This window comes from Legionella taurinensis (assembly GCF_900452865.1).
GTDB classification, from domain to species: Bacteria; Pseudomonadota; Gammaproteobacteria; order Legionellales; family Legionellaceae; genus Legionella_C; species Legionella_C taurinensis.
Genome location: NZ_UGOZ01000001.1, coordinates 1,398,249 through 1,423,969 on the forward strand (window position 1 = coordinate 1,398,249; position 25,721 = coordinate 1,423,969).

Sequence of the window (25,721 nt, forward strand, 5' to 3'; positions counted from 1 at the left end):
GGTGTGTGTGGGGGGGCCTTGCAGTATAATCACGCTTTTATCCTGAATGTTGATTATGTCCGATCCGACCATCGTCTGTCCTGCCTGCAAAACCGAAATAAAATTAACAGAATCACTGGCGGCGCCATTGATTGAGTCCACCAAGAGGCAGTTTCAGGAACAGATTGCCCATAAAGACAGTGAAATCGCCAATCGCGAGCATGTTCTGAAAGAAAAAGAAATGGCTCTCCATGAGGCACAGCAGCATTTGCATGCACAAGTGGATGAACAGGTTCAAGCCCAACTGAAAAAAGATCGGGCGGCCATTGTTGAGGAAGAGGCCAGGAAAGCGAGGCTGCTGCTTAAGACAGAACTGGAGCAAAAATTAAAAGAAGTGGCTGATTTACAGGACATCATCAAGGCTCGTGAGGCGAAGTTGGCTGAGGCGCAGCGGGTGGAGGCTGAGTTTTTGAAAAAGCAGCGGGAACTCGATGAGGCGAGGCGTGAAGTCGAACTGACCATTGAAAAAGGAATTCACGCGGGGCTTGAATCCGCTCGGGCGAATGCCATGAAGGAAGCCCAGGATCACTTAAACCTTAAATTGAAGGAAAGAGAGCAAACCATTACCTCCATGCAGCGGCAGATTGAGGAGTTAAAGCGAAAAGCAGAGCAGGGCTCACAACAGTTACAGGGAGAAGCCCAGGAATTACTGCTTGAATCGATGTTGCAGAGTAAATTTCCCATTGATCGCATCGAACCGGTGGCCAAAGGCGAGTTTGGCGGTGACTTGCTACAGCGGGTCGTTAATGGCAGCGGCCAACTGTGCGGCACCATTCTCTGGGAATCAAAGCGCACTAAAAACTGGAGCGAGGCCTGGCTTGCCAAATTGCGAGAAGATCAGCGTACTGCCAAGGCGGAGATGGCTGTGCTGGTCAGCCAAACGCTGCCTCCGGCCATTGACACCTTTGATCTGGTAAACGGTATCTGGGTGACCCATCCACGCGCGGCGGTTCCAGTGGCCATGGTGTTAAGGCAGACGCTGCTTGAATTGAATCTGGCGAGAAAATCCTCGGAAGGACAACTCACCAAAACCGAAATGGTTTATCAGTATTTAACCGGCCCCCGGTTTCGTCAGCGGGTTGAAGCCATTGTCGAAGCCTTTTCTTCCATGCAGCTTGACCTGGAAAAAGAGCGCAAAGCCATTATGAAACAATGGGCCAAACGCGCTGAACAGATTGAACGGGTTATGACTGCGACCGTTGGGATGTATGGCGATTTACAGGGGATAGCTGGAAGAAGCCTGCAGGAGATTGAAGGGCTGGAATTAAGAGTCCTGGGACTCGATGAAGAGGATCTTTAAAAAGCGGCAGTCTTTTTCGGCAGTAAGGGCTTAAGCGCCTGTGTTTATCGAGATGAATAAGGCAATCGAACGGGTAAGGAAGACGGGTGAAATAATAATGGCTTAATCGCTCCATGTCGGGCCGATAAATAACGCCAATGGCCCGTTGCAGATAATGCACCAGTTCGTTCGCGTTTGTCACCAACTTTCTCAAGTACGGAGGCATAGGCGTTGTCTTTGACATATCCCAGGCACTCGATGTGATGAGTCAGGCAATCAATGAGCTTGTTAACTTTCCATGTCAGTTATCTTTTTCCGGAGGGAGGTAGGTTACAAACCACTCTTTTGCCAACTGAGCCACATCGCTTAAGGTTCCGGGCTCTTCAAAGAGGTGGGTGGCGCCCGGGATGATTTTAAGCTTTACGGTACAATTCATTTGCGCCATTGCCATTTGATTCAATTCAATCACCGGCTCATCATGCTCGCCCACAATAAATAACGTAGGGCACAACACAAAGGGCAGGGATTCTTTAGCCAAATCAGGGCGCCCTCCGCGTGAGACGACAGCGCTGATGGTGTCTCGCTCTTTCGCGGCGGCGATCAAGGCGGCACCGCCGCCGGTACTGGCGCCAAAATAACCAATAGGGAAATTGGGGAATTCATCTTTAATCCAGTCTGTGACTTTAAGCAGCCGTGTGGCAAGAAACGGCAGATTAAACCGGAACTCTTCGGTGGAGGAGTCGATGTTGTCTTCAGCGGGGGTCAACAAATCAAACAGCAGGGTAGCCAGGTTCTCTTTATTTAACACATGGGCGACGTATTGATTTCGAATACTGTAACGGCTGCTGCCGCTGCCATGGACAAATAAAACAATGCCCGTTGTGTTTTTGGGTAAATACAATAATCCTGCCAGATCCGCATGCCCAGAGGGTATCGTCACCGGATGCTCCATGTCCGTTGCAAACACTGTCATAAAATACTCCTTAGGATGAGGCAGTACTTTCCAGGTGCTCAGCCTGGGCCATGGCCAGCAATTCAGAGACTTCCTCATCGGTCGTTTGATCAAAATTGTCATACCATAAGCCAACAGCATAAAAATTCTCGGGGCGAAATGGACAAACCAGTCGGTCAACCAGGGCACTTACTTCCTCACAGGTGGCATAAGCTGCAACCGGTACGGCCACAATGACCGATGCCGGTTTATGCTGATAGACACAATTGATTGCCGCCCGCATGGTGGCTCCCGTTGCCATGCCGTCATCGACTAAGATGACGGTTCTGTTTTTTAACGCCGGAAAAGGGCGTTTGCCGCGATAAGCGGTTTGCCGACGGGCTAATTCCTTTTCTTCATCAGCCATGACTTTTTTAATCATCCCTTCGTCCAGCGCAAGGCTACGCACAATGTGTTCATTAACAAACACAGTATTTCCGGATGCGAGCGCACCAAAGGCAAATTCTTTATGCCCGGGGACTCCCAGCTTTCTAACCAGGAGCACGTCTAAGGGCACTGAGAGGGCCGTGGCGATTGCAAATCCCACAGGCACGCCGCCTCGCGGCAAAGCCAGAACCAGGGTGTTTGGTTTGTTTTTGTAGTCAATCAGGTGTTCAGCCAATGTCTTTCCTGCTTCACCTCGATCAGTATATCTTTCCATTTTTCCTCCTTATTCTATTTCTATGCAGGAATATACTGATGCAATCCCTCATCATGAATTATTTCGATATTATTTTAAGTATAGAACAATGAGGTTTTTGCGATTGTTTTTTTATTTAAATATCATCAATTATTAAGATTTAATTAACAAAATTAATTAAATAATGAACTAAAATTAAAGGATGGGGATGTTGGATTTTTCCATTGATTCGCCATAAAGGGATTGGAACCATCCAATCAATGATTAATCTTTTCTAAAATCCCCTATAACAAACGAAGTAGGGAGAATAAAATGCATAAAAAATCAAAAAATGTTCAGGATGGGACAAAAAAAAGTAAAATAAAAAATCCTAAACGCTACAGCAGTCTGAAAGCAAGGGAAGAGAAACACCTGGATGAGGAGTTGGCTGAAACCTTTCCTGCGAGCGATCCTGTGACCAAATATTAATCGTGCTCTTGACAGGAGTCTTAAAGGAGCCTGACATGGATAATGGAAGTGGAAAAATAAGTGCGATAATCAGCGATGAAATCCAATTGGAATTGGTCGCTAACGAATTACTGGCGAATGCTGTCGCACGCCAAAATTTAAGCGTTCAGGGATCGCCCACCAAGGTGGCTGAAAAATACGGCGTACCTTATGTGGCTCCTGAAGTCATTCAAGCCGGACATAACCCGCCAGAAACCGATCCGTATCTTCGGGACGATTTTGGCTGGCTTATTGGTTTTTCCTATGGTATTCCAATTTTCGTTTTAGTCGCCATCGGCGTCTTTCTTATTGGCGATATTCATTCCCCCGCTGAGACTGTTTTTTTTGCAGTGATAGGGTTCGTTTTGGGTGGTATTATAGGTCGATTTATCGCCAAAAACATTAAAGAAAATCGAAATAAAGACATTGAGAAACAGGAGAGAAAAGGGGGCTTTGTTTTATGGGTTTCCTACAACGACATGGAGCAAAAAGAGGATATTATCCGTGTGTTAAATCAATGCCATGTAAAGGCTGTACAAGGGTGAAGAATAACCTGGCTAATGCCAGGTTATTTTTTAGGTTGGATGGTTTTTTTGTTGCGGTTCACCACCTGGCATACTCCTTTGGCTTCTTTTGATTGCGGTGATACGTCGCAGATGTTTTTTATTTCCCTGATTTCAGCATGGTCTGTGTTTTTCGTTTTTTTCATGAAAATCTCCTGTTCGCGCTTTCTTTAAGTATAAAACAAAATTTATGTGACTAATTAATGAGCATGTCTTCGCATTTTTTACTATACTTTCTGAGAAATAAAAAACAAGGACGTGCAATGAAATCAAGAACGATGGAACCTACCCCTTACGACCTCAATCAAATCCGTTCAGAGGCGCAAAAATCCATTAGTGATGGCGCGGTGACGGCGGACTATCCGTTGGATCTGACCATCGCCTGCAAATTGTTAAATGATGCGTTGGCCACGGAAATTCTTTGTGTACTGCGGTATCGACACCACCAGATTATCGCGACCGGTATTGATTGTATTCAGGTCGCTGCCGAGTTTGAAGAGCATGCCCTGGAAGAGGAACAGCACATGTTGATGATTGGCGAGCGGATTAATCAACTCGGGGGTAACCCGGACTTTAATCCGGCGACCGTCATGGCGCGCACCGCCACGGAGTTTGGCACCGGGACTGATCTTGAAACTCTGATCAAAGAAGATCTGATTGCCGAACGCATAGCCATTATGGTTTACCGAAAGCTGATTGACTGGTTTGGGGACCAGGATCCCACCACTCGCCGCATGCTGGAGCATATCCTTGAGGAGGAGGAAGAACACGCCAACGATCTCGCGGATTTATTGCCTTTAAAAAGCAACTACAGAAATTGATGCAATCGGGCGACGAGCCTGTTTTTTACCGGGCAGAAACTGCCCGGTTTCCTGTATTTCAACGACTGCGAGCGCTTTTTTTGCAAACCAGTCTGCGTATTTTTCCCGGTCGGGCGTTAAGAAGGCTTTGAAATTCCAGCCTATTTGTTTATCGTCATTAAAGGGCCCCAGTTCAATGCCCCTGTTTTAGCAAGACCTCGTACCAGCGATAGGCAATGCGGCCTCCATTGGTTAAACAATCTCCAACAGGCTGCTCGCTTGTCCAGGCCAGGAAGGCCCGCAAATACGGGTCAATCAGTACAAACTGCACATAAATGGTTTCTTTTTGCCTGCGGAGAAACTACGTCAGGATAAGAGAAGGATTGCCTCCGCCCACTTAACTGCTTAAACTGAATTCTGTACTCGCCAGATTAGGAAAGTTATGCGCTTTGTTACCGCCATGGGATTGACTGCGTTTATCCTGTCTAACCCCCTTTGGGCACACCCCTCAAGTCCTGTGGAAATCGACAGGCAGCGAGAAAGCCTGCATTTGGACTGGCGTGATTTAACGGTATCGCCAGCAGATGATTTTTTTGCCTACGCCAATGGCAATTGGCAAAAAACGAATCCTATCCCGCCAGAGTATGCCATGTGGGGCAGTTTCAATATTCTGCAATTAAAGGTAGAAAAAATCATTCACCGATTGTTGATTAAGGCGGCCAATCAACCCCATCCGGTTCCTGGCAGTACCGAGCAGAAAGTCGGTGATTTTTATTTCAGTGGCATGGATGAACAATCAATCAATGCCCTGGGCGTCAAACCCTTAAATCAGGAAATGGAGGGCATTGCGGCAATTACCAATCGAAAGGAACTTAAGGCAGTCATTGTCCACCTTCAAACCATTGGCGTCGATGCCCTGTTTGATTTTTCCAGTATGCAGGACTTTAAAAACAGCGAAGAAATGATTGGGGCCGCGGCCCAGGGCGGGTTGGGTTTGCCTAATCGCGATTACTACTTAAAACCCGGTAAAAAATTTGACTCAATCCGTAAGGCTTATGTGGCGCACGTGACAAAGATGTTTATATTGCTCGGCGATTCACCCCAGCAGGCATTGCGGGAGGCGAAAACGGTGATGCGTATGGAAACAGTCCTTGCCCGGGCCTCGTTGACGCCGGCACAGCAGCGGGATCCTCACGCCATTTACCACCGGATGAACCGCAAACAGCTGAAGGAGGCAACGCCGCATTTCTCCTGGCCAGCTTATTTTGCCGCCATTGGAAAACCGGATCTTCAGGAAATTAATCTGGCCATGCCAGGCTTTTTCAAGGTGGCTGATGAGCAATTGCAGTCTGTTCCGTTAAACGACTGGAAAACGTATTTGCGTTGGCACCTGGTAGATGCGTTTGCCTCGTATTTATCGGCTCCGTTTGTTGATCAGAATTTTCGCATGATGTCCATTTTGACCGGGGCTGAAACGCTTCAGCCGCGCTGGAAACGGGTCGTGGCCACTGAAAATGCCGCTTTGGGTTTTGCCATCGGCAAACTGTACGTTGAACAGAATTTCCCGCCGGAGGCCAAAAAACAAGCCTTGGCCATTTTACACACGGTACATCAGGCCCTGCGTAAAGACATTGAATCGCTAAGCTGGATGGCGCCTGAGACAAAAAAAGCAGCCCTGAAAAAACTGGCCTTAATGGAGGAGCGGGTAGGCTACCCCGACCAATGGTGGGATTATTCCAGTTTGCAGATTGATCGAGGCCCCTATGTGTTAAACGTGATTCGGTCCAATGAATTTTTAATCAAACGGGAGCTGGATAAAATCGGTAAACCCATCGATCGCAGCGAATGGGCCATGCCGCCGCAAACGATTAATGCCTATTATGACCCCTCCATGAACAACATCACCATTCCAGCCGGCATCCTGCAGCCGCCCTTTTTTGACCAGCATGCCGCTGCGGCTGTGAATTACGGCGGCATCGGTTTCGTCATGGGGCATGAAATAACGCATGGCTTTGATGATCAGGGGGCGCAATTTGACGGGTACGGCAACCTTAAAACCTGGTGGACAGCTGCCGATTTAAACCAATTCAAGGCGGCGACCCAATGCATCATCGATCAATTTTCCCAATACCGAATTGACGATTTGTCTGTTCAGGGGCAATTGGTTGCCGGTGAAGCCACAGCGGATTTGGGCGGCTTGACCTTGGCTTATCATGCCTTTTTGAACTCCCCTCAATACCAACAGGCGCCGGTCATTGACCACTTAACGCCGAACCAGCAATTTTTCCTGGGGGCGGCGCATGTCTGGGCCTCCAATATTCGCCCGGAACAGGCCCGTAATCTCATCACGGTGGATCCGCACCCACCCATGATTTACCGCGTGAATGGCAGCCTGGCGAATATGCCGCCATTTATCACCGCGTTTGCCGTACCGGCGAACAGCCCGATGGTGAATAAAAAACGCTGTCGGGTGTGGTAGGGCATTTTTCCGATGCCAGAAGCGGCCGCGGCATAGCCTACGCGGCCAATCCTTGTTTTGATCAACTCATTTACAAAAATGAGGGTCGCAGTGTTTTTGCCGTCCTGGCCAATCAAAGCAAAGCCTTAAAACCCCTCTGAGTCGACTTGCTTCTCCTGCTCGGGTAGTGCAAAGTAAATTGATTAAGTCCCCAAGGATCGGACCATGAAATTCGAGGAATTACTTTACCAATACAAAACCAATGCGGTGCTGGCTGAAAAGCAGCGTCTGAGTCAGTGGGCTTATCAATTCAGCCATCACAATCCTGCTTTTTTTCAAGGGTTAAAAGCCTGCAGCCAACACCTTGAGGAAATCAAATCGTCCTCTCTTTTTACCGGTCTTGATAATGAGGCTCAATACGTCATTCTTCGGCAAATTAAAACCATGGAGCAGTTGACTCAGCAGGTTATTGAATTACAACTGCTAAAAAAAGACTCACCGCCTGCGATTACCTATCAGGTTCCTGCCTACGATGAAATCCTTGCCATGCGCGGCCTGTATGCGGGGGGCAAGCAGGATCAACTCGCCCGTTTGCTTAAATTGGTTAAAACCCTAAAGACACAACTTGCTCCAAAGCAGATTACGGAAACGATGTCACCCTTGAGTCACCACTGGGTGGATCGCCTGCCCTGGGGGGTGTTATGCCAGGCTATTCGCAGCCGCGATGGTAAGCTGGCTAAGGCGGCTTTTGACGCCATTCCGGATGATAATCCGGTGCTTAAAGCGCTGCTTAAGGTGCATGATCAGGCTTACCTGCTGTCGTTAATCAAAACCTGTGCCGCATTGGCAGCCCGTGAAGTCAAAGAAATCGATACCGATATTCTCTGCGGCCATTTAACCTTTGAAGTGCTGATTCATGAGCTCCTGACCACGCTTGAGCAGCGCCAGCAATTTAATTTTTGTCTGGGGCTGCCGACCCATCATGCCTACCGCGATCGGGGGGCAGGTTTTTGTATTCTAAACAAATTGGCCGTGGTCATGGCGTATGAGGAATTAACGGCAGACGTTCCTTTTCATGCGGTCATCATTGGCACGGATATTAACCGGGATGATGGGTTAAACAGTGTGTTAATGGCAGAGACCACAACGCAGACGTTTACCCACATTGACATTCATGACTCCCGGGTTTACCCCTGGCAGGATGAGTCGGTGTTGCGGGAACGCATGGGGGCGCCGATTGAAGAGAAAGGCAGGGTATGGCAAAAAGAGAATAAGTGCTACCACAGTGTGGATTTAGCTTCCTGCTCACGGCAACGCAGGGGATGCCATGCCGCCTTGCACTATGCGTTGGAAGAACTGGAGCGCCTGCTGGCGCATGCCGCGAAAAAGAAAGAAAAAATCATGCTTTTTCTGCCGACTGGCTGGGATTCGCACGAAAAAGAGGAGGCTCCCTGCGGTAAGGAAATCAATCAGGAGTATACACTTGGCTCAAAGGAGAGTCACAGCCGGCGTTTTAGCGATGAAGACTTGCTGTATTTTAATCAAAAAATTGTCGAATTAGTCAAACAATACCCCGATGTGCTGTGCCGTGTATACTGGCAGCTGGAGGGCGGGTATACGGAGCATGTGAATGTGCAGCAATTGAAAAACACGGTGAGGATTCTCAATGACGCTTACCCGCAGGTGGACGAGGCACTGGAAAACACCAAAGCATTGGTGAGTTAGCCGCAGGCATCAAGCCTGTTTACTGTCAACGCTGATACCCGTTTGTCCTGACTAATGCTAAGCTTGAGGCTCCTTAAATGCACGCGTTAATGGAATGAATACTTTACCCTTACCCTTCCTCCAGGGGCGCAGCCTCTGCCTCGAGCCGCTTCTGCCCACGCATGGCGAGGGATTGCGGCAGGCGGCAGATGATGAGCGGATCTGGACTTACATGCCTATGAAAGCCCAAGGGGAGTTTTTTGAGCAGTGGTTTTTAGATAACCTCAACAAACAGGCCGAACAGACGCAACTCACGTACGTTATCCGCCGCTTGAAAGACGGACGGATCCTTGGCAGCTACAGTTATTATGACATTGTTCCTGAGCATCGGCGCCTTGAGATTGGCTACGGTTGGTTGACGCCAGCGCTTTGGGGTGGACGTGCCAATCATGAAGTGCTGGCGCTGATGTTTGCGCAGGCATTTGAGCAATGGCAGTTTAACCGCATACAGGTTGCGACGGACCCGCGTAACAAACGGTCATACAATAATTTAAAGAAACTGGGAGCAACCGAAGAGGGTGTTTTACGCCAACACATGATTCATCACCAGGGACTCATCACGGACACGGTGGTTTTCAGCCTGTTGGCGGATGACTGGCCCCTGATCAAGACCCGTTTATGGGGTCGTTTGCAGACGGTAGCCAAAATTGACAGCCAGAATGGCAGGGATTAGTATGCTAGGCCGCCTTTTTATTACCGATGCTGCAAGGAGCGCTTATGTCAAAATTCATTATCCCCTGTATTCTTTTTTTCTTTTCCTTGCACAATGCGGCGTGGGCAGACCGAATAGCCATCGTCGGTGGCGGTGCGGCAGGGGTTGTCAGTGCCTGGTTGCTTGAGCAAGATCACGAGGTCACCCTCTATGAGTCACAGGATCGTCTGGGTGGACATGCCAACTCCATTGACGTGGAGGTTGATGGCAAAAAAATCGTGGTGGAAGCGGGGGCTGAATTTTTTAATCGCTATGCCTATCCGCATTTCATGCGCCTATTGAATTTTTATAAAATTCCTGTCAAGCCGTTTACGCTGGTGACTACCTATTACGAAACCGATGGCAGTGAGTTAATCATCCTGCCGCCTTACCACGACGGTCAGGTGGAATGGCAGTCGCTGACGCCCGCCAACCTTAGAAAAATCATGAACCTGAAGGTCGTGCTTGATGTTGGCCATCATGTGATCGAAGAAAAAGACAGCGACTTGACGCTCGAGACATTGGCTGATCATATTCACATCACCGACGTATTTAAAGACACCTTTTTATACCCGTTTCTGGCCGCTGGCTGGGGTGTGACCAGCGATGAAATACGGCAGTATTCCGCTTTCAGCGTGCTGCAATACATGGTGACCAGCTATGACAACAGCAGCAATGAATGGTTCGAAGTGGAAACCGGCTTGTCCAGTTACGTGACGCGCCTGAGTCGGGATCTTAAGAACAGCCGCATTCAATTAAACAGCCGTATTGCCCAGGTTACTTTTGAGCAGGGGGCGTACGTCATTGAGGAAGAAAACGGCACGCGCCGTGAATTCGATCACCTGGTTTTCGCCACCAATGCCAACACAGCGGCCCAGTTGATGAGATCCCTGCCCGAACGCGAGGCCTTGATGAAAACCTTAGCCAGGGTCAGGTATTACGATACCCAGATTGCTATTCATGGCGACAAGCGGTTTATGCCCCCGAAAGAAAAGGATTGGCGGGTAGCCAATGTCCGTTACAACGGGGTGAACGCTGCCATGACCATTTACAAAAAATGGAAGAGCAAGACCCCGGTTTTCAAAAGTTGGGTCACGCACGATATTCGTGCACCGGGTGATAAAGGCAGTGCATTGCCTAAAAACCTCTATGCCTTGATTAAATACCAGCACCCCCACACCGACAAGGATTTTTTTGCAGCGCAAAAAGCAGCGCAGGCTGAACAGGGACAGTACAATCTCTGGTTTGCCGGCATGTGGATGAATGACATCGGTTCCCATGAGGATGCGATTGTGTCAGCCATTCGCATTGCTGAACGGCTGGCGCCGAACAGTGCCCGTTTGCAAATTTTACAGGATTAAAGGTTGCAGCGGGATTAAGAATAGAGTAAATCTTTTTAGAGAAAGGAACCGCAGCGTTTGATGCAGGGACTAGTAACCAGTCAGGAGGTTGGATGAGCGAGGTAAGGGATTACCAGGATGCCAGGGCGCAGTTTCATCACTGGGAAGCTCAATTAAAGGATAATTTGCTGCGGCCCGATTCGGCGCTCATGCACACCTATCAATGTTATTTTCCGGAGGATCCTGAATTCATTCAGCGCCTTAAGGAGTATGCCCATCGTATTCCTGCGCTTGAAACCGTGGTCATGGAGAACAACAAAGACGCCAACCTGCCTGCGGTCGAACATTACAATGCCTTTGGTGAACGCGCCGATCGAGTAATTCATCATCCTTCCTATGTGGAGGCGGGGAATATCATTTACGGTTCCGGCCTGATGGCTTACCTGCTGCAACCGGGCGAGATGCTTAAAACCCTAAGCCTCTTTTTATTATCCTCTCATGCGGGAGAAGCGGGGCATCATTGCCCGATTGCCTGTTCCGCCGGGGTTATCCGCGTGTTAGGTCAACAGGCCAGTGTGCCTGAAACGGCTGATTATCTTAAAAAATTAAGCCATCCTTCGTTTTCTGACAATTTTACCGGTGCGCAGTTTCTTACCGAGATTCAGGGCGGTTCCGATGTTGGCGCCAATGCCTGCCGGGCGTATCAGGATGAAGAAAAACAATGGCGGATTGAAGGCGAGAAATGGTTTTGTTCTAATGCCAATGCCGATTTGATTTTATTAACCGCGCGTTACGATGACGGCATTCCGGGTACGAAGGGTCTGGGCCTGTTTCTGGTGCCGCAACGCCTGCCGGATGGCCGCCTCAATCACTACCGTATTCGACGCCTCAAACAGAAAATCGGCACCCGCTCCATGGCGACGGGGGAAATTGATTTTGAGCAGGCGGTCGCTTACCCCATGGGAGAGGTGCAGCAGGGCATTCATCTGGTGATGGAGAACGTTCTGCATTTATCCCGTCTTTTTAATGCCTTCTCCGTGCTGGGCATGGCGAGACGGGCCTGCCAGACCGCGTATTATTATGCCTGTAATCGGCAGGCCTTTGGCAATCCCCTGATTCATTATCCTTTAGTTAAGGAAACTCTGGCTCATATCCAGGCTGAAAACACAGCCATGATGGCCAGTATTTTCCATATGGTGCGTTGTCAGGATGAGCTGGATGCGTCAGTTGATGTGGATAAAAAGGGCGAATTGCTGCTTCGAACACTCGCCAACCTCAATAAGTACTTTACTGCCAAACGATCGGTGGAAAACATTCATCACTGCCTGGATATTTTGGCTGGCAATGGCACCATAGAAACGTTTTCCTCAGTGCCAAGGCTGTTGCGGGACTGTATCGTGTGTGAGAACTGGGAAGGAACCCACTTTACGCTGTGGATGCAGATTTTAAAGGACATCCATAAACTGAATGTGGATGACATTCTGTTTGCCCACTTATCGCAGTTACTTTCCCCACTTGGAGAAGTGGGCAATGCCTTGTTTGGCTTGAGTCTCAAAGGGTTAATCGAGGATACCCGCCGTTTGAAAACCCTGCCCATGGATGAGCAAACCCTGCTGATTGGTGCTGTCGTGGAAGAAATGGCGGTACTGACAGCGGCTGTGACCTTGGCCAGGGAATTACAGGCTAATGAAGCGCCATCGTCCAAATCTTCAGCCCTGACCTTGTTTATTCATAAATACCTGCACAAGGAGTATCAGATCGACAAAAAATACCTGGATCTTTTGGATGATGTGCTGGGGGGTGTGTAATGAAGTCATGGATGCAATGGTTGGTTGGCGTGTGGATGCTGGTCTGGATTTTACCGGTTCAAGCCAATTTAAAAGTGGGGACGGTCTATTTCTATCCGCCGTTTGTGACCGCGGCCAATAGCGGGTTTGATTTGGACATTATCCGGATTATCTGTGAGAAATTAAGACAGGATTGTGAAATTGTTCTCATGGATTACCATGAATTATTTCCGGCGTTAAAACAGGGAACAATCGATATCGCCATTGGCGGCATTACTATTTATTCCAGAAACAGTGACAACCTCATCTACAGCCTCCCCTACATGATAAGCGCAGGGCAGTTTTTAATAAAAAGCGACAGCACGCTGGATGCCACCGCCCAATTGGCAGACAGCAAGGTTGGCGTGATCCGCGGAGCAGAAGACGGGGGCGTTTTTTACCGATACCTTAAAGATAAATTTCCCGGCCAATTCAGCATCGAATTTTACAATGACATGGAAGATTTGATTGAGGCACTGAAACACGGCGAAGTAGCGGCGGCTTTTTTTCATCAGTCGACGGCGGCGTACTGGGAGCAGAATGGCGGCGGGCAATTTAAGACCCTGGGTAAACCGATGCCGGTTGGTGATGGAATAGCCATTATGGCATCGGCAAAAAATGCCGAATTAATCCAGCAAATTAACACCCAGATTAAACAAATTGATCGCGATAGCCGCTATCTGGGTTTATATCAGACGTATTTTGGTGGGTTGTAGCTGAAATAGCATTGATAATCAACAGCGTGCTCATAAAATTTACTATAATTTTAATAGAGACTGAGCTGGAGAACGACCATGACATCCACGTATTTTTTAGCCGCCGTCATCGGTTGGTATTTAGTGATCGTCAGCCTGATTGTCCTTTTGCGCCAACGTCTGATGGCAGGCATTGTTTCGGACATTCTGGGCCAGCGCGCACTGTTGTTTTTTATGGGCCTTGTGAGCTTGGTGATTGGTTTGCTTTTAGTCATCAGCCATAATGTCTGGGTCATGAGTTGGCCTGTCATTATCACCCTCATTGGCTGGCTGGCCGTCATTAGCGGAATTTTACGCATGGCTTTTCCGGATGTTTCCCTTCGCATGGGGCAATGGTGCCAGCGTCGTCCGGTGGCCTTCATGGTGATTGCTGTGGTTTATCTCCTGATTGGCCTGTTCCTGTTGTATCAGGTGTATGGCGCGCGTTTAGGGTTGTAACGCTTACCAGAAGAAGTGCTTGCACGAGCCAACCGCTCACCATTGACAAAAATTACCGATCTCTTATTATGAACCCGTTTTCACCAGGGGTGCTTTGTTCTGACAAAGCTGAGACTTAACCCTTATAACCTGCTCTGGATAATGCCTGCGGAGGGAGTGTGAAGATGAAGCCCTCTGCACGGGCCTCGTCTGTCATTCCTCTTCGTTTGCTTAAAGAGCATTTAAACCAGGAGGATTGAATGACAGTGCCATTTTACCAGTTGATGCTGGTAACCCATCGGCAGGCGTGTGCTCTTGATGACTACCTCCGTTTTGTAGAAACATGCGCCAGAGCCGGCGTGACTTCTGTGCAACTGCGTGAGAAAGACGCCTCAGCGGCGTTTCTTTTTCGTTTTGCCGTCAAACTGAAAGCGTTGCTTTCACCTTTACACATTCCTCTAATCATCAATGATCATGTTGATCTGGCCTTAGCCGTTAATGCGGACGGGGTGCATCTTGGTGCGGACGACGGTTGTCCAAAAAAAGCCCGAAAGCAACTGGGTACTCACCGGATCATCGGCCTTTCCCTGGAGTCCATGGCTGATTTGGTGAAAGCCAATCAGGTCGATGTCGACTACGTGGCTGCGAGCGCGGTTTTTCCAACGGCCAATAAAACCAATGTTCGCCGGCATTGGGGAATTGATGGCCTGCATGGGCTGGCTAAGCAATCGCGGCATCCTCTCATCGGTATCGGCGGCATTCATGCCGGCAATTTGAAAGCCGTCATCGGCGCCGGCGCGAAAGGCGCCGCTGTTATTGGGGCTATTCATGATGCGCCTGATCCCGTTCTGGCAATTCAGACACTTCGTGCATTACAACGTTAAGGAGTTATTATGCGTTATCAACTGGATACCCGCCTTCAACGCTTGCGCGCTGAGAGGCCTTTGGTGCTTTGTTTAACAAATGCGGTGACTGTGAATTTTGTGGCCAACAGCCTGCTGGCACTGGGGGCGCCGCCGATCATGTCGCAGGCCGATGACGAGCTTGAGGCATTGATTGCCATGTCACAGGCACTCTACGTCAATATTGGCACCCTGGATAGACCGTTTATCGAGCGTATTGACAAGGCCTGCCGCCTTGCCGCCATTCACCAGAAACCCATCATCCTGGATCCGGTGGGGGCAGGGGCCAGTCAAATCCGGACATTGACAGCCCGGCAATTTGCACCCCAGGCCGCCATCATTCGCGGCAACGCCAGTGAAATCATGGCGTTGACGGCAGATAAAAGCATCAGCAAGGGAGTAGAAACGCTTCATTCGGTGCAGGCGGCATCCAGCGCGGCATTGAGTCTATCGCAGCAGACCTCAGCCATTGTCGTGGTCAGCGGCCCCGTTGATTTCATTACCGATGGTCGGCAATGTTGCCAGGTGCCCTATGGTTCGCCGCTTATGCCGTTGGTCACGGGAATGGGGTGCGCCCTGACCGCCATCATTGCGGCTTTTGCGGCGATGGAAACCACTTTTTATGAAGCTGCTGCTGCGGCTACAGCCTATGTCGGACTCTGCGGTCAGTCAGCTCATCGTTTGGCCAGGGGACCGGCCAGCTTTCAGAATGCATTCATTGATGCCCTGTATCAAACGCCATTTGAGGAGAGGGATTATGCGCTGTAACACCTTGTCCATAGCCGGTTTTGATGGCTCCGGCGGCGCTGGGATTCAGGCGGATTTAAAAACCTTTGCCGCTTTTGGCTGTTATGGCATGACGGTACTCACGGCCCTGCCTGTGCAAAATACCTGCGGGGTCAAATCCTGCTATGCCATTCCCCTTTCCTGCATTGAGGAGCAGTTGCAGGCCATCTTTGAGGACATTCGGCCGCACAGCGTTAAAATCGGCATGCTTTTCTCCACCGAAATCATTGAGCTGGTGGCCGCTTTTCTGAAGAAGCAGGCAGCGGACATTCCCATTGTGTTGGATCCGGTGATGGTGGCTAAAAGCGGGGATCCGTTATTGCAGGAGGAAGCGATCACCGCGTTAAAGGAGCGCCTGATTCCTGTCGTAGACGTCATTACCCCCAACCTTCCTGAGGCGGCCCGTTTGACCGGCATGGAAGTAAACAGCACGTCGGACATGCCGTCAGTGGCCGCCCTGGTTCAACAATTGGGCGTGGATACGGTGCTAATCAAAGGCGGTCATTTGCAACAGGAGGACTGCCTGGATTTCTTTCTTGACAAGCAAGGTGCTTCGCAATGGCTGCACAGCCCTCGTATCCAATCGAAAAATACGCATGGCACTGGCTGTACCTTGTCAGCCGCCATTGCGGCAGGTCTTGCCAAAGGGAGGTTGCCTTATGAGGCCTGCCTGCATGCCAAGGCGTATTTGTCGGGTGCTATTGCGGCCTCGGCTGGTCTGTCAATCGGCCACGGGTTTGGCCCGGTTGATCATTTGTATGCTCTGAAGGGAGAATTTTTTAATGAAACTGTCTGAAAAAGCCTGGCAAACGGCCACCCCTGTTATTCAGAAAATTCTTGCCCATCCATTTAATCAGGCTCTGGCTAAAGGCACCCTGGCGTCATCCACCTTTGCTTATTATCTTGAGCAGGACAGTTTGTATCTGCAGGATTTTGCCCGTTGCCATGCCCTGATTGCAGCGAAGAGTCCGCCGGCTTATGTTCGCCAGTTTTTAGGTTTTGCAGAGTCTGTGTTTGTTGCCGAGCAGGAATTGGTGCACTGTTTTTTTAAAAAGGAATTTGCCTTTCACGACACAGGCTTAGTCACTCCGGCAACCTTAAGCTATACCAGTTACCTGTTGCAAACCTGCAGCCTTTTGCCGGTTGAAGTCGCCGTAGCAGCGGTATTGCCCTGTTTTTGGGTTTATCGCGAAACCGGGTGTTCCATCGCCCGGGATGCCGGTGACGATAATCCCTTTTCCCGTTGGATTGAAACCTACTCCAGCGAGGAATTCAGTCAGGCTGTCAATAAGGCAATCGTGATTTTTGATGCGCTGGGCGCTCAGGCAACAGAAGACGTCAAAACGGCCATGCTCAAGGCATTTTATAACAGCACCTGCCTGGAGTGGCATTTCTGGAACGATGCTTACCATCATCGGGTCTTTGATGCTTTTTAAGGTGAAAGTTATATCCGTGTTATCCCATCAGAGAGAGCGGTAATTAACATGCAAGTGATTTGAATTTAATCAAAAGGAATAATTAGTGATTAGAATGTATAATAAGTATAGTCCCACACGTTCTGCCCACCCTTATGGAAAGCAAGCAAGAGATAACTGCGCCATCGCAAAAAGAGTTGATCCAGGCGATTGCGACGACGAAAGACAATTTACATAAATACCATCATGATATTACAGGCATCGTGTGGCCTGCGCAGGTCATGAAGGTGATTTTGGGGCTTAAAGCAGAGAAGCGGGGGCGAAACCAATTACCGTTTCATTATCAGGTGATTGAATACGAGGAAGACGACAGCGGAAAAATGGCTGAGAAAAATGAGGATCTTCTCAAAATAGTTCAATTTCTTGAAACAAACGCGGATAAACTGCCTCCCGGACTTCGTTTTCAATTGGCTGTGTTGCTTGATGGCCACTGGACTGCTGTTGATCACGTGGTCACTTCTAAAGGCATTTCCTGCTTTAATCTTGACGCGGTGATGGATAAGCGCGCTCTGCGATTCTTTCGTAATTACATTAGTCTTCTGGACAGGGCGAAAGTATTGCATGCGTCCTACATGTACTATGTGAGTGTGCCTCAGTCACCCCTTGAGCGCACCCCAAAAGAAAAAGTGGAAAACATGATCCAGACAGATTTGGTCAGTTGCGGTATTTTTATGGCGGATCACTTGTCTTTTTTATCCAGAACCAACGTGTTTCATCATTTAAAAGTCATGGCGGGTGAGCCTGTTTTTAAAACCTTGGGCCGAAACGACATCAGTCCGCCGTTAGCACCTATTTTCCGCTTGACACAAAGCAGGCATCTGCTAAAGAAACTGTCAGGCGCCCACGTCAGGACGCCCATTAGTAAAGACAACTCTAAAACCTTAAAAGACGTTCAACAGCAGTCGCTTACCGAGAGCATTAAGTACAATGTCATCGCCAAGGGAGACAAGCTGCTCGATCAGGCAGTTGTTGACTTAAAGAGCATGGAGTCGTCCGACATCGCCGCTCTGTTTGCTGGTGATTTGATGAGCCGGCTGGCTGCTTATGTAAACCATCATTCTCCGGTGGTGAATCAGCTTGTGGGCCTCATCTACACCAGGATAACGGAGTGTAAAGCGATAAACGATGAGACCGTGATGCAAATCATGGCGGCTATACATCAGATTATTCTGGCAAAGGACAGTGACCTCAGCAAACTCAATGCCATTAATGATTTATTGCTGACCCGTTTGCCAAGGAACGATGTCAATACGTCTCGTCTGATGGCCGCATCCATCTGCTTCACCGCCTTTCAAATTCAGGATAACCATGCCTTATGGCAATTTTATGCCGCGATGATGCAGCATCCAGGCAATACAGGATTAAACCATCATACCAATTCGTTTTTTAGTACACCGACGAAGTTGACCCCTGCGTTGTCTACCCACATTGAAAAAGCGGTGAAAGTGCAATTGTTAATTAATGCGGTTGACGCCCTGCATCAGGGCCATGATTCGCCGCTGGATACGCTGTCGGATAAGATGCAGCAGTTTATCAAAAAATCCCGGACGTTTGAGGTGAAGACCACCAAAAGTGAAAGCCTGTTACAGCAAATTCTACTGGCTGGCAGTGACAAGTCCAGGCTTCAGGCCATTGCGCTTGAGTTAGAAACCAATAAAGCAGCGATTCTTTTGGAGTTTGGTTTTGAACGTGAGTCACCGTCGTCTGAACAGTCGCTGAATCAGTAGTTGTCAATGCCCGATAAATATGTCAAAACAGAAGTATCTCAAGCAGGGTTTATAATGGAATGTTCACGCTTTTAAGAAAACTCAGGTTTTTATTTCTCTTTTTTGTTTTACTGCTCTTTTGCCTGACTAAAGCCGTGGAGGCGCAGGTGGATTTGTGGCGTCTGACCGATTTTGTTCTGGTTATTCTCATTGTCACCAGCCTCGTGGTGATAGGCGAACAGGAGCATCGCTTATTGTTCTGGCTTACGGTGCTTGGCATATTGCAGGTTGCAAGCCAGATGATCATTAATGTCTGGGGGTCGCAACTGCCCATCGAGGCATTCAAATCCTTTCTCGCCATGATTTTTTTCGTGTTGATGACCGTCGCCTGCATACGCCTGACCCTTAAGGACGAGTCCATTAACATCACAACCCTGTTTGGATCGCTGTCTTCCTATGTTTTTATCGGTTTAGCCTTCGCCTATCTCTATCTTATGATTTATGTGCTCGATAATCAGTCCCTTTCCGGTTTACGGCCCCATGAAGAGGTGCGGGCAATTTACTATTCGTTCAGTACCCTGACTACGGTTGGGTTTGGGGATATTTTAGCCACCAAGCCTGTCATGCAGACCTTGACCTGGATGGAAGCTTTTTGTGGTCAGGCTTACATGGCTATTTTTATTTCACAACTGGTTGGGCGTTTTGTTGCAGAAAAAATGACAGAAAAGGCATGAATCAGTGGCCTTGGGCTGCACGGTGTGCAGCCCATGAAGGGTCAATCAGACGTTATTTCATTTTAGCCTGAACTGTGGCTTCCTGCTCGTTATTTTCTTCATTGCCGTTTGGCAAGGGAGCCGTAAGAATGTTTAAAAGATGGACTCCGACATCGGCTATCTGCACAGGAACCGGCAGTATTTTGTCGCCGATGAGCAGTGAGCCAATTAGACTTGACTCCTGGCCGGAATTGAAAAGTAAAGCGACACTTTTTTCCAGGTCAGTGGCGTTCTCACGCATGCTTAACAGTGTAAATCCATGGGTACAAAAATCAAAGACAAAGCGCGCGGTATGTTCCTGCGGATTAGAGTAGAGTTGGTACAACGAGGCAAGAAGAGCCGCTGAATTTAAGCCCGTCTTAACCGTGTTAACGCTCACATAATCTTTAAACATTCCAAATTTAGATAACATGGTACTCTTCAAACAATTAAGGAAGGGCAATTAAACCTTTTTTATGAAAAAAAGCAAGTCCATTTTCGCGTTTCAGTCTGTTGAAGACAACGGATGGGTGTCGATCGCTTCCCGGAACTGGAGTCTGAGCAATCCCTCAGTCGTTATTTCATTTTAGCCTGGGCGGTGGCTTCCTGCTCGTGATTTTCTTCATTGCCGTTTGGCAAGGGGGCCGTAAGAATGTTTAAAAGATGGACCCCAAGATCGACTACCTGCACAGGAACCGGCAGTACCTTACTGTCGATGAGCAGTGAGATGATAAGGCATGACACCAGGCTTGAATTTAAAAGTAAAGCGGCATTTTTTTCCACGTCAGAGGCGTTATCACGCAGGCTTAACAGTGTGTATCCATGAGCAAGAAAGCCAAAAACAAAGAGCGGGTTATCTTCCTGCAGTGCATTAGAATAGACCTCATACCCTGAGACTAGAAGACCCGCTAAATTGAAGCCCTTCTTAACCGTGTTAACGCTCGCATAGTCTTTAAACAGTCCAAACTTAGATAACATGATAATTCTTTGAACAATTAAGGAGGGGGGATTAAACTCTTCTTATGAAAGAAAAGCAAGTCCATTTTCGCGCAATAAAGCATGAAGGGGTTCTTATCCTGCCTCAATAGTCTTAAATTTAGTCTATAATTCTTTAAATACTTATGGAAACAGCAACATAGCCCAAGGAGTCTGCATGGAAGTCAAGGCCTTTCAGTATGTTGAAGACAAAGGATGGAGTGTCGAACGCTTCCCGGAACTGGATTCTGAGCAGTCTCTTATCATTGTGTTTGCCGCCCCGGATTTTTATAACAACCCAGCCCCAATCAAGGAGCTGGCGTCGTTTTATAAAAAAGCCAAAATGATTGGCTGTTCCACCGCGGGTGAAATTTTCGGCCCCAGTATCTTTGACAAAAGCCTCTCGGTGGTCATTATTCAGTTTGCTAAAACCCCGATCCTGATTGCCAAGGCGGAAGTCAAAAATAACCAGGACTCTTTTGAAGCAGGAAAACACATTGCCCAACAACTGATGCGCGATGATTTGCAAAGTATTTTTGTCCTGTCCGACGGCTTAAATGTCAATGGTTCGGAATTGGTCAAAGGGTTGAATTCGCAAGGGAAGGGGATGCTTATCTCGGGAGGACTGGCAGGTGACAGCAGCGCATTTAAAAATACCTGGACTATTTTTAATGGTGAAATCATCACTGATCATATCGTGGCAGTCGGTTTTTATGGCGAACACATTACCATAGCCCATGCGTCCAAAGGCGGGTGGGATATTTTTGGGCCCGCGCGTCATATCACGCGCTCTGAGCAAAATATTCTTTACGAACTGGATAACCAGCCCGCCTTGTCCCTGTATAAGGAGTACCTGGGAGAACGTGCGGCCGAACTGCCGGCCTCGGGTTTATTGTTCCCTTTAGCCATCTGGGACAACGCGGAAAAAGACGCCACCCCGGTGGTGCGCACCATTCTTGGAATTGATGAAAAGGAAAAGGCCCTGATTTTTGCGGGTGACATGCCGGTTGGGTATTACGCGCAATTGATGCGCGCCAATTTTGACCGGCTGATTAACAGTGCCAGTGAAGCGGGTGAAATGGCAAAGAACAGTGTTTTTGTCCAACAGCCCACGAACAAAGACCATGTGGTCACCATCAGTATCAGTTGCGTTGGCAGGCGGCTATTGCTTGGGGAGCGCACGGAAGAAGAAACGGAGTCGACCTTTGAAGCCTTTCCTAACGGCACAACCCAGGTCGGGTTTTATTCGTATGGAGAATTATCGCCACTGGCTTCCGGCGAGTGTCGATTGCATAACCAGACCATGACGCTGACCACTTTTATGGAAAAATAAAGCCTTGGATGGGGAAGAAATGGAACTGCATAAGTTACTCTATCGTCAACTGAACCGCACCGAGTGCAAGGTTGATGCGCCGCCCAAGGACATCCGGCATTGGGAGGAATTTCTTTCCCGCATTAATAAAACATACCAGGAAGCCGACATGGAGCGTTACATGCTGGAACGCTCCATGGACCTCTCTTCGCGCGAGATGATGATGTTGAATCAACGCCTGGAGAATGCGCAAAAAATAGCCAAATTGTGCTACTGGCATTATGATTATGAAACGCAGCATGTGACCTGGTCTAAAGAAATTTACAATCTGGCGGCTTTGCCGGTCGGCCATAACAGCCGTGATGATTTTATGGCGATCGTCCATCCTGATGATCGCGACAAACTGCTTGAGCTCGTTGATCGCGCCATTCATGAGCGCATCAACTACGAGTATGACATGCGGGTCCTCAACAATGAAGGGCAATACGGCTGGTTTCGGACAGTAGCCCATTGCCTTGAGGATCCCCTGAAACTGGCAGGCGTGCTGATTGATGTCACCGGCAGTAAAAAGGACGAGGCGAAGATTAAGGAATTAAACCAGAAATTATTAGTCAGTGCGCGCCGTGCCGGTATGTCAGAGATCGCGACATTTATTCTGCACAACATTGGCAATGTTTTAAACAGCCTCAACATTTCCCTGGGCAGCTTAAAAGAGAGTATGGAGCAGCCCTACTTTGAAAAACTGAAAAAAATAACCGCATTGATCGAGGAAAATCGCCATAACCTGAGTAAATTTTTAACCGAGGATGAAAAAGGCCGATTAATCCCCGATTATTTAGTTGCGCTTAGTGACATGATTAGAAAACAAAATGAAAGTAATCAGGATGAACTCGTAAGCATTGAAAATAACCTGCAGCACATCAAGGACATCGTTGCCATGCAGCAGACCTTTGGCGGGGTGTCTGGCGTGGATGAACGGGTACTCCTGTCTGAACAATTGGAAACCACCCTGCAGATGTTGGTGAATCCTCATAAAGACAAGGTGCTGACCATCCATAAACAGTTCATTCCGGGCGCCTATGTAGTGACAGATCGCTCAAAATTACTGCAGATTTTAATTAATCTGGTTCAGAATGCCAAAGAATCGGTTTACAGCAATACAAACGAGCAGGAAAAAAAAGTCGAATTAATCATTGAAAAGGACCAGGACAATTACGTGGTTCGGGTTATTGACAACGGGGATGGTATTTTACCGGAAAACCTCAATCGTATCTTTTCCTTTGGGTTCACCACCAAGAAGGATGGGCATGGGTTTGGTCTGCACAGCAGCGCCATCGCTGCCCAAAACATCGGCGGCTCTTTGGCTGCCCGCAGTGACGGTCCCGGCAAGGGGGCGGAGTTTATCTTGAAACTGCCGATTAAGCGGGCACAGGATGGAGCGATATTCAATGAATAACATCGCCTTACGCCTTATGATCATCGATGACAATCCTGCCATCCATCAGGATTTTATTAAGGTATTAACGGGAAACGCCCGTACGCGATCGTTTACTGAACTTGATCAGGAACTTTTTGGGGACGATGAGGACAATCAACAGGACAAAGAAGTGTTGCTGCCTCAATTTATTATCGACACCTCCGAACAGGGGCAGGAGGGCGTTGAAAAAATCAAAAAGGCGCTGGCTGAAGGCAAACAATATGCGCTGGCTTTTGTGGATATCCGTATGCCCCCCGGTTGGGATGGTCTGGAAACAATAAGACAAATCTGGAAAGTGGATAAAGACATCCAGGTGGTAATTTGCACAGCGTATTCCGATTATACCTGGGATGAGACGGTTCAGAAGCTCGGCATCAGCGATAATCTTCTGGTGCTTAAAAAACCATTTGATAAAGTGGCTGTTCGTCAATTAGCCTGTGCCTTGACGCGTAAATGGCTTCTGGCTAAAGAATCCAGGGTGCATACCGAACAATTGCACCAATTGGTTTCCGAACGCACCCAATCCCTGCAGCACTCGCTTTCCCTGTTAAGAGCCACCATTGAATCCTCCACCGATGGCATTATGGTGGTTGACCTGCACGGTAAAATCATTGATTACAACAGCCAGTTCCTAAAGATCTGGAATATACCGAAAAACCTCGTTGAATTAAAAGAAGAAAACAAGGTCATCGATCACATTGCCAGGATGCTCTACAACCCTGATGAATACCTCGATCTGCATAAGCACCTGGCTGAGCACAAGGAAGGGACCGGTCTTAAAATTATCAAAGTGAAGGAAAACCGGATTATTGAGTGCTATTCGCAGCCCCACTGTATTAGTACTGAAACCGTAGGTCGAGTCTGGAGTTTCCGCGACATCACCGACAGGGCTTTACTGGAGCAGAAGCTGGAATACCAAGCGATGCATGATTCCCTGACGGGTCTGCCTAACCGGATTCTGCTTGATGATCGTATTCGACAGGCGATAGCGAATGGCGGGCGTTACAATAAATTTTTTGCCGTTCTGTTTATTGATCTCGATCGCTTCAAACTGGTGAATGACAGCCTCGGCCATGAGTTTGGTGATAAATTGTTAAAGTCCATTGCCAAACGCCTGTCTTCCCTTATCCGCTCTGAAGACACATTGGCGCGGCTGGGGGGCGATGAGTTTGTTCTCGTGATACCGGGTTTAAAAAACCCGGAAGACAGTGCCTCCATTGCCCAGAAAATCCTGACTTCCTTTAATCGGCCGTTTCATATTGCTAATCGTGAAATCAATATTGTCGCCAGCATGGGCATCAGCGTGTACCCCACGAATGGCAAAACGACAACCACTCTGTTAAAAAATGCGGACATTGCCATGTACGAAGCCAAGGAAAAAGGCGGTTCGCAATTTAAATTTTATACCAGCAAATTAAATCAGCAATTATCAAAGCAGGTGCAACTGGAAACGGATCTTCGCAATGCCTTGGTGAGAAAAGAATTTTTTCTGCTTTATCAGCCGCAGTTTAATCTGAAAAACCGAAAGTTACAGGCCGTTGAGGCCCTGCTGCGTTGGCAGCACCCCAAGCGGGGATTAGTGCTGCCCATAGACTTTATTCCTTTTGCAGAGGAATCCGGGTTAATTGTACCCATAGGCGAATGGGTAATAGAGGAAGTTTGCCGCCAGATTAATGCCTGGAAAGTGGGGGGCTTGCCGAACATCCGGGTGGCCGTTAATGTAGGAACTCAACAATTAAGGCAAAGTAATTTTGCGTCAACAGTAAACAAACTGCTCAAACAATACCGTATTGATCCGCAGTACATCGAAATCGAAATCACTGAAAACGTGATCATTGCCCACACAGAAATTCACCGCATGATTCAGCAGCTTAAAAAACTGGGCGTTAAAATCGTTTTGGATGATTTTGGTACAGGCAATTCCAGTCTGAATTACTTAAAACGAATTCCATTCGACCGCTTGAAAATTGACCAATCGTTTGTCCAGAACATCAATAAATCACGCAGCGATGAGGTCATTATTGAAGCCATCATTGCCATGGCGCGCAGTTTAAACTTTAAAGTGCTGGCAGAGGGGGTGGAAACGCAGAATCAAATGGAATTTTTAGCCGGTCAGCATTGCGATGAGGTACAGGGGTATCTGTTGAGCCGCCCGGTGTCCCCTGAAACTGTCAATCAGATTTTAAGCGATGAAATCGCACAGGATAAAAAAGTCAAAAAAGAAAAAAAAGCTAAACGGTTGGATGAGGGGTGATGGCTTGCAATTGGAGGATAAACTTTGTAGGGT

The 25,721-nt window shown here is 48.3% G+C and carries 27 protein-coding genes and 1 riboswitch; of the genes, 21 read left to right on the forward strand and 6 right to left on the reverse strand.

The features are described 5' to 3' along the window. Positions 1-55: 55 nt before the first annotated feature. A complete protein-coding gene (locus DYE45_RS06525) occupies positions 56-1,339 on the forward strand; it encodes a DUF2130 domain-containing protein (RefSeq protein WP_108291919.1) in 1,284 nt (427 codons plus the stop codon). On the opposite strand, the gene DYE45_RS15010 is transcribed toward DYE45_RS06525, so the two are convergent. Genes DYE45_RS15010 through DYE45_RS06535 form a run of 3 tightly spaced genes read right to left on the reverse strand, consistent with a single transcriptional unit; the run spans position 1,224 to position 2,970 of the window. Next, entirely contained in the window at positions 1,224-1,562 is a 339-nt protein-coding gene (locus DYE45_RS15010; RefSeq protein WP_341272494.1) for an erythromycin esterase family protein, read from the reverse strand. The genes DYE45_RS06525 and DYE45_RS15010 overlap by 116 nt on opposite strands. A 57-nt stretch (positions 1,563-1,619) precedes the next feature. Next, a complete protein-coding gene (locus DYE45_RS06530) occupies positions 1,620-2,291 on the reverse strand; it encodes a dienelactone hydrolase family protein (protein WP_108291917.1) in 672 nt (223 codons plus the stop codon). Between the two features lie 10 nt (positions 2,292-2,301). After that, a complete protein-coding gene (locus DYE45_RS06535; RefSeq protein ID WP_108291915.1) occupies positions 2,302-2,970 on the reverse strand; it encodes a phosphoribosyltransferase in 669 nt (222 codons plus the stop codon). A gap of 291 nt (positions 2,971-3,261) precedes the next feature. On the opposite strand from DYE45_RS06535, the gene DYE45_RS14780 reads away from it, so the two are divergent. Together DYE45_RS14780 and DYE45_RS06540 are read left to right on the forward strand one after the other, a co-directional pair. Then, positions 3,262-3,417 carry a hypothetical protein gene (locus DYE45_RS14780; RefSeq protein ID WP_164480551.1) on the forward strand — a complete coding sequence of 52 codons (156 nt, stop codon included), beginning with the start codon at positions 3,262-3,264 and terminating at the stop codon, positions 3,415-3,417. Between the two features lie 35 nt (positions 3,418-3,452). Continuing rightward, on the forward strand, positions 3,453-3,980 hold the full coding sequence (locus DYE45_RS06540; RefSeq protein ID WP_108291913.1) for a hypothetical protein: 528 nt from the start codon (positions 3,453-3,455) through the stop codon (positions 3,978-3,980). Positions 3,981-4,003: 23 nt separating this feature from the next. On the opposite strand, the gene DYE45_RS14690 is transcribed toward DYE45_RS06540, so the two are convergent. Next, on the reverse strand, positions 4,004-4,144 hold the full coding sequence (locus DYE45_RS14690) for a hypothetical protein (RefSeq protein WP_160160690.1): 141 nt from the start codon (positions 4,142-4,144) through the stop codon (positions 4,004-4,006). A gap of 117 nt (positions 4,145-4,261) precedes the next feature. On the opposite strand from DYE45_RS14690, the gene DYE45_RS06545 reads away from it, so the two are divergent. From DYE45_RS06545 to DYE45_RS06610, 15 genes are all read left to right on the forward strand, one after another. Beyond that, positions 4,262-4,819, forward strand: a complete 558-nt coding sequence (locus tag DYE45_RS06545; RefSeq protein ID WP_108291911.1) for a ferritin-like domain-containing protein — start codon at positions 4,262-4,264, stop codon at positions 4,817-4,819. Positions 4,820-5,240: 421 nt separating this feature from the next. Next, positions 5,241-7,277 (forward strand): M13 family metallopeptidase, encoded by a 2,037-nt coding sequence (locus tag DYE45_RS06550; protein WP_115300638.1) that lies wholly within the window; start codon positions 5,241-5,243, stop codon positions 7,275-7,277. Further along, positions 7,271-7,417: a hypothetical protein gene (locus DYE45_RS14695; protein ID WP_160160691.1), complete on the forward strand. Its 147-nt coding sequence runs from the start codon at positions 7,271-7,273 to the stop codon at positions 7,415-7,417. The genes DYE45_RS06550 and DYE45_RS14695 overlap by 7 nt, the downstream gene beginning before the upstream one ends. Before the next feature lie 64 nt (positions 7,418-7,481). Continuing rightward, positions 7,482-8,981 (forward strand): arginase family protein, encoded by a 1,500-nt coding sequence (locus DYE45_RS06555; RefSeq protein ID WP_108291907.1) that lies wholly within the window; start codon positions 7,482-7,484, stop codon positions 8,979-8,981. 94 nt (positions 8,982-9,075) lie between these two features. Continuing rightward, positions 9,076-9,693 carry a GNAT family N-acetyltransferase gene (locus DYE45_RS06560; RefSeq protein WP_108291905.1) on the forward strand — a complete coding sequence of 206 codons (618 nt, stop codon included), beginning with the start codon at positions 9,076-9,078 and terminating at the stop codon, positions 9,691-9,693. A gap of 44 nt (positions 9,694-9,737) precedes the next feature. Next, the gene (locus DYE45_RS06565; protein ID WP_160160692.1) at positions 9,738-11,072 is read left to right on the forward strand and encodes an FAD-dependent oxidoreductase; all 1,335 of its coding nucleotides are present in this window, start codon (positions 9,738-9,740) and stop codon (positions 11,070-11,072) included. 92 nt (positions 11,073-11,164) lie between these two features. Continuing rightward, on the forward strand, positions 11,165-12,859 hold the full coding sequence (locus DYE45_RS06570) for an acyl-CoA dehydrogenase family protein (protein ID WP_108291901.1): 1,695 nt from the start codon (positions 11,165-11,167) through the stop codon (positions 12,857-12,859). Then, positions 12,859-13,593: a transporter substrate-binding domain-containing protein gene (locus tag DYE45_RS06575; RefSeq protein WP_115300639.1), complete on the forward strand. Its 735-nt coding sequence runs from the start codon at positions 12,859-12,861 to the stop codon at positions 13,591-13,593. Before DYE45_RS06570 ends, DYE45_RS06575 begins: the two co-directional genes overlap by 1 nt. A gap of 78 nt (positions 13,594-13,671) precedes the next feature. After that, a complete protein-coding gene (locus DYE45_RS06580) occupies positions 13,672-14,070 on the forward strand; it encodes a hypothetical protein (RefSeq protein ID WP_108291897.1) in 399 nt (132 codons plus the stop codon). A 75-nt stretch (positions 14,071-14,145) separates the two neighbouring features. Further along, a riboswitch (TPP riboswitch) is annotated at positions 14,146-14,244 on the forward strand. Positions 14,245-14,309: 65 nt separating this feature from the next. Further along, complete coding sequence (gene thiE, locus DYE45_RS06585; RefSeq protein ID WP_108291895.1) at positions 14,310-14,933, forward strand: thiamine phosphate synthase; 624 nt, start codon at positions 14,310-14,312, stop codon at positions 14,931-14,933. Positions 14,934-14,942: 9 nt separating this feature from the next. Continuing rightward, positions 14,943-15,719: a hydroxyethylthiazole kinase gene (gene thiM, locus DYE45_RS06590; protein WP_108291893.1), complete on the forward strand. Its 777-nt coding sequence runs from the start codon at positions 14,943-14,945 to the stop codon at positions 15,717-15,719. Next, the gene (gene thiD / locus DYE45_RS06595) at positions 15,709-16,533 is read left to right on the forward strand and encodes a bifunctional hydroxymethylpyrimidine kinase/phosphomethylpyrimidine kinase (protein ID WP_108291891.1); all 825 of its coding nucleotides are present in this window, start codon (positions 15,709-15,711) and stop codon (positions 16,531-16,533) included. Before thiM ends, thiD begins: the two co-directional genes overlap by 11 nt. After that, positions 16,520-17,173, forward strand: coding sequence for a TenA family protein (locus DYE45_RS06600; RefSeq protein WP_115300640.1), 654 nt, complete (start codon positions 16,520-16,522; stop codon positions 17,171-17,173). Before thiD ends, DYE45_RS06600 begins: the two co-directional genes overlap by 14 nt. Positions 17,174-17,307: 134 nt before the next feature. Then, entirely contained in the window at positions 17,308-18,939 is a 1,632-nt protein-coding gene (locus tag DYE45_RS06605) for a hypothetical protein (protein ID WP_115300641.1), read from the forward strand. A gap of 59 nt (positions 18,940-18,998) precedes the next feature. Further along, positions 18,999-19,652 (forward strand): ion channel, encoded by a 654-nt coding sequence (locus DYE45_RS06610; protein ID WP_108291885.1) that lies wholly within the window; start codon positions 18,999-19,001, stop codon positions 19,650-19,652. A 52-nt stretch (positions 19,653-19,704) separates the two neighbouring features. Here the strand turns inward: DYE45_RS06610 and DYE45_RS06615 are convergent, their stop codons facing one another. Together DYE45_RS06615 and DYE45_RS06620 are read right to left on the reverse strand one after the other, a co-directional pair. Next, positions 19,705-20,103, reverse strand: coding sequence for a hypothetical protein (locus DYE45_RS06615; RefSeq protein ID WP_115300642.1), 399 nt, complete (start codon positions 20,101-20,103; stop codon positions 19,705-19,707). Between the two features lie 143 nt (positions 20,104-20,246). Further along, on the reverse strand, positions 20,247-20,648 hold the full coding sequence (locus DYE45_RS06620; protein ID WP_108291881.1) for a hypothetical protein: 402 nt from the start codon (positions 20,646-20,648) through the stop codon (positions 20,247-20,249). 175 nt (positions 20,649-20,823) lie between these two features. On the opposite strand from DYE45_RS06620, the gene DYE45_RS06625 reads away from it, so the two are divergent. Genes DYE45_RS06625 through DYE45_RS06635 form a run of 3 tightly spaced genes read left to right on the forward strand, consistent with a single transcriptional unit; the run spans position 20,824 to position 25,688 of the window. Continuing rightward, positions 20,824-21,978: an FIST signal transduction protein gene (locus DYE45_RS06625; protein ID WP_115300643.1), complete on the forward strand. Its 1,155-nt coding sequence runs from the start codon at positions 20,824-20,826 to the stop codon at positions 21,976-21,978. A gap of 19 nt (positions 21,979-21,997) precedes the next feature. Beyond that, positions 21,998-23,413: a sensor histidine kinase gene (locus tag DYE45_RS06630; protein ID WP_115300644.1), complete on the forward strand. Its 1,416-nt coding sequence runs from the start codon at positions 21,998-22,000 to the stop codon at positions 23,411-23,413. Next, on the forward strand, positions 23,406-25,688 hold the full coding sequence (locus tag DYE45_RS06635; RefSeq protein WP_115300645.1) for a GGDEF/EAL domain-containing response regulator: 2,283 nt from the start codon (positions 23,406-23,408) through the stop codon (positions 25,686-25,688). The genes DYE45_RS06630 and DYE45_RS06635 overlap by 8 nt, the downstream gene beginning before the upstream one ends. Positions 25,689-25,721: the final 33 nt, after the last annotated feature.

Bases quoted from the DNA above. Each gene is read 5' to 3' on its own strand.
- DYE45_RS06525 (WP_108291919.1), top strand. From the start codon at position 56: ATGTCCGATCCGACCATCGTCTGTCCTGCCTGCAAAACCGAAATAAAA.
- DYE45_RS15010 (WP_341272494.1), bottom strand. From the start codon at position 1,562: ATGTCAAAGACAACGCCTATGCCTCCGTACTTGAGAAAGTTGGTGACA.
- DYE45_RS06530 (WP_108291917.1), bottom strand. From the start codon at position 2,291: ATGACAGTGTTTGCAACGGACATGGAGCATCCGGTGACGATACCCTCT.
- DYE45_RS06535 (WP_108291915.1), bottom strand. From the start codon at position 2,970: ATGGAAAGATATACTGATCGAGGTGAAGCAGGAAAGACATTGGCTGAA.
- DYE45_RS14780 (WP_164480551.1), top strand. From the start codon at position 3,262: ATGCATAAAAAATCAAAAAATGTTCAGGATGGGACAAAAAAAAGTAAA.
- DYE45_RS06540 (WP_108291913.1), top strand. From the start codon at position 3,453: ATGGATAATGGAAGTGGAAAAATAAGTGCGATAATCAGCGATGAAATC.
- DYE45_RS14690 (WP_160160690.1), bottom strand. From the start codon at position 4,144: ATGAAAAAAACGAAAAACACAGACCATGCTGAAATCAGGGAAATAAAA.
- DYE45_RS06545 (WP_108291911.1), top strand. From the start codon at position 4,262: ATGAAATCAAGAACGATGGAACCTACCCCTTACGACCTCAATCAAATC.
- DYE45_RS06550 (WP_115300638.1), top strand. From the start codon at position 5,241: ATGCGCTTTGTTACCGCCATGGGATTGACTGCGTTTATCCTGTCTAAC.
- DYE45_RS06555 (WP_108291907.1), top strand. From the start codon at position 7,482: ATGAAATTCGAGGAATTACTTTACCAATACAAAACCAATGCGGTGCTG.
- DYE45_RS06560 (WP_108291905.1), top strand. From the start codon at position 9,076: ATGAATACTTTACCCTTACCCTTCCTCCAGGGGCGCAGCCTCTGCCTC.
- DYE45_RS06565 (WP_160160692.1), top strand. From the start codon at position 9,738: ATGTCAAAATTCATTATCCCCTGTATTCTTTTTTTCTTTTCCTTGCAC.
- DYE45_RS06570 (WP_108291901.1), top strand. From the start codon at position 11,165: ATGAGCGAGGTAAGGGATTACCAGGATGCCAGGGCGCAGTTTCATCAC.
- DYE45_RS06575 (WP_115300639.1), top strand. From the start codon at position 12,859: ATGAAGTCATGGATGCAATGGTTGGTTGGCGTGTGGATGCTGGTCTGG.
- DYE45_RS06580 (WP_108291897.1), top strand. From the start codon at position 13,672: ATGACATCCACGTATTTTTTAGCCGCCGTCATCGGTTGGTATTTAGTG.
- thiE (WP_108291895.1), top strand. From the start codon at position 14,310: ATGACAGTGCCATTTTACCAGTTGATGCTGGTAACCCATCGGCAGGCG.
- thiM (WP_108291893.1), top strand. From the start codon at position 14,943: ATGCGTTATCAACTGGATACCCGCCTTCAACGCTTGCGCGCTGAGAGG.
- thiD (WP_108291891.1), top strand. From the start codon at position 15,709: ATGCGCTGTAACACCTTGTCCATAGCCGGTTTTGATGGCTCCGGCGGC.
- DYE45_RS06600 (WP_115300640.1), top strand. From the start codon at position 16,520: ATGAAACTGTCTGAAAAAGCCTGGCAAACGGCCACCCCTGTTATTCAG.
- DYE45_RS06605 (WP_115300641.1), top strand. From the start codon at position 17,308: ATGGAAAGCAAGCAAGAGATAACTGCGCCATCGCAAAAAGAGTTGATC.
- DYE45_RS06610 (WP_108291885.1), top strand. From the start codon at position 18,999: ATGTTCACGCTTTTAAGAAAACTCAGGTTTTTATTTCTCTTTTTTGTT.
- DYE45_RS06615 (WP_115300642.1), bottom strand. From the start codon at position 20,103: ATGTTATCTAAATTTGGAATGTTTAAAGATTATGTGAGCGTTAACACG.
- DYE45_RS06620 (WP_108291881.1), bottom strand. From the start codon at position 20,648: ATGTTATCTAAGTTTGGACTGTTTAAAGACTATGCGAGCGTTAACACG.
- DYE45_RS06625 (WP_115300643.1), top strand. From the start codon at position 20,824: ATGGAAGTCAAGGCCTTTCAGTATGTTGAAGACAAAGGATGGAGTGTC.
- DYE45_RS06630 (WP_115300644.1), top strand. From the start codon at position 21,998: ATGGAACTGCATAAGTTACTCTATCGTCAACTGAACCGCACCGAGTGC.
- DYE45_RS06635 (WP_115300645.1), top strand. From the start codon at position 23,406: ATGAATAACATCGCCTTACGCCTTATGATCATCGATGACAATCCTGCC.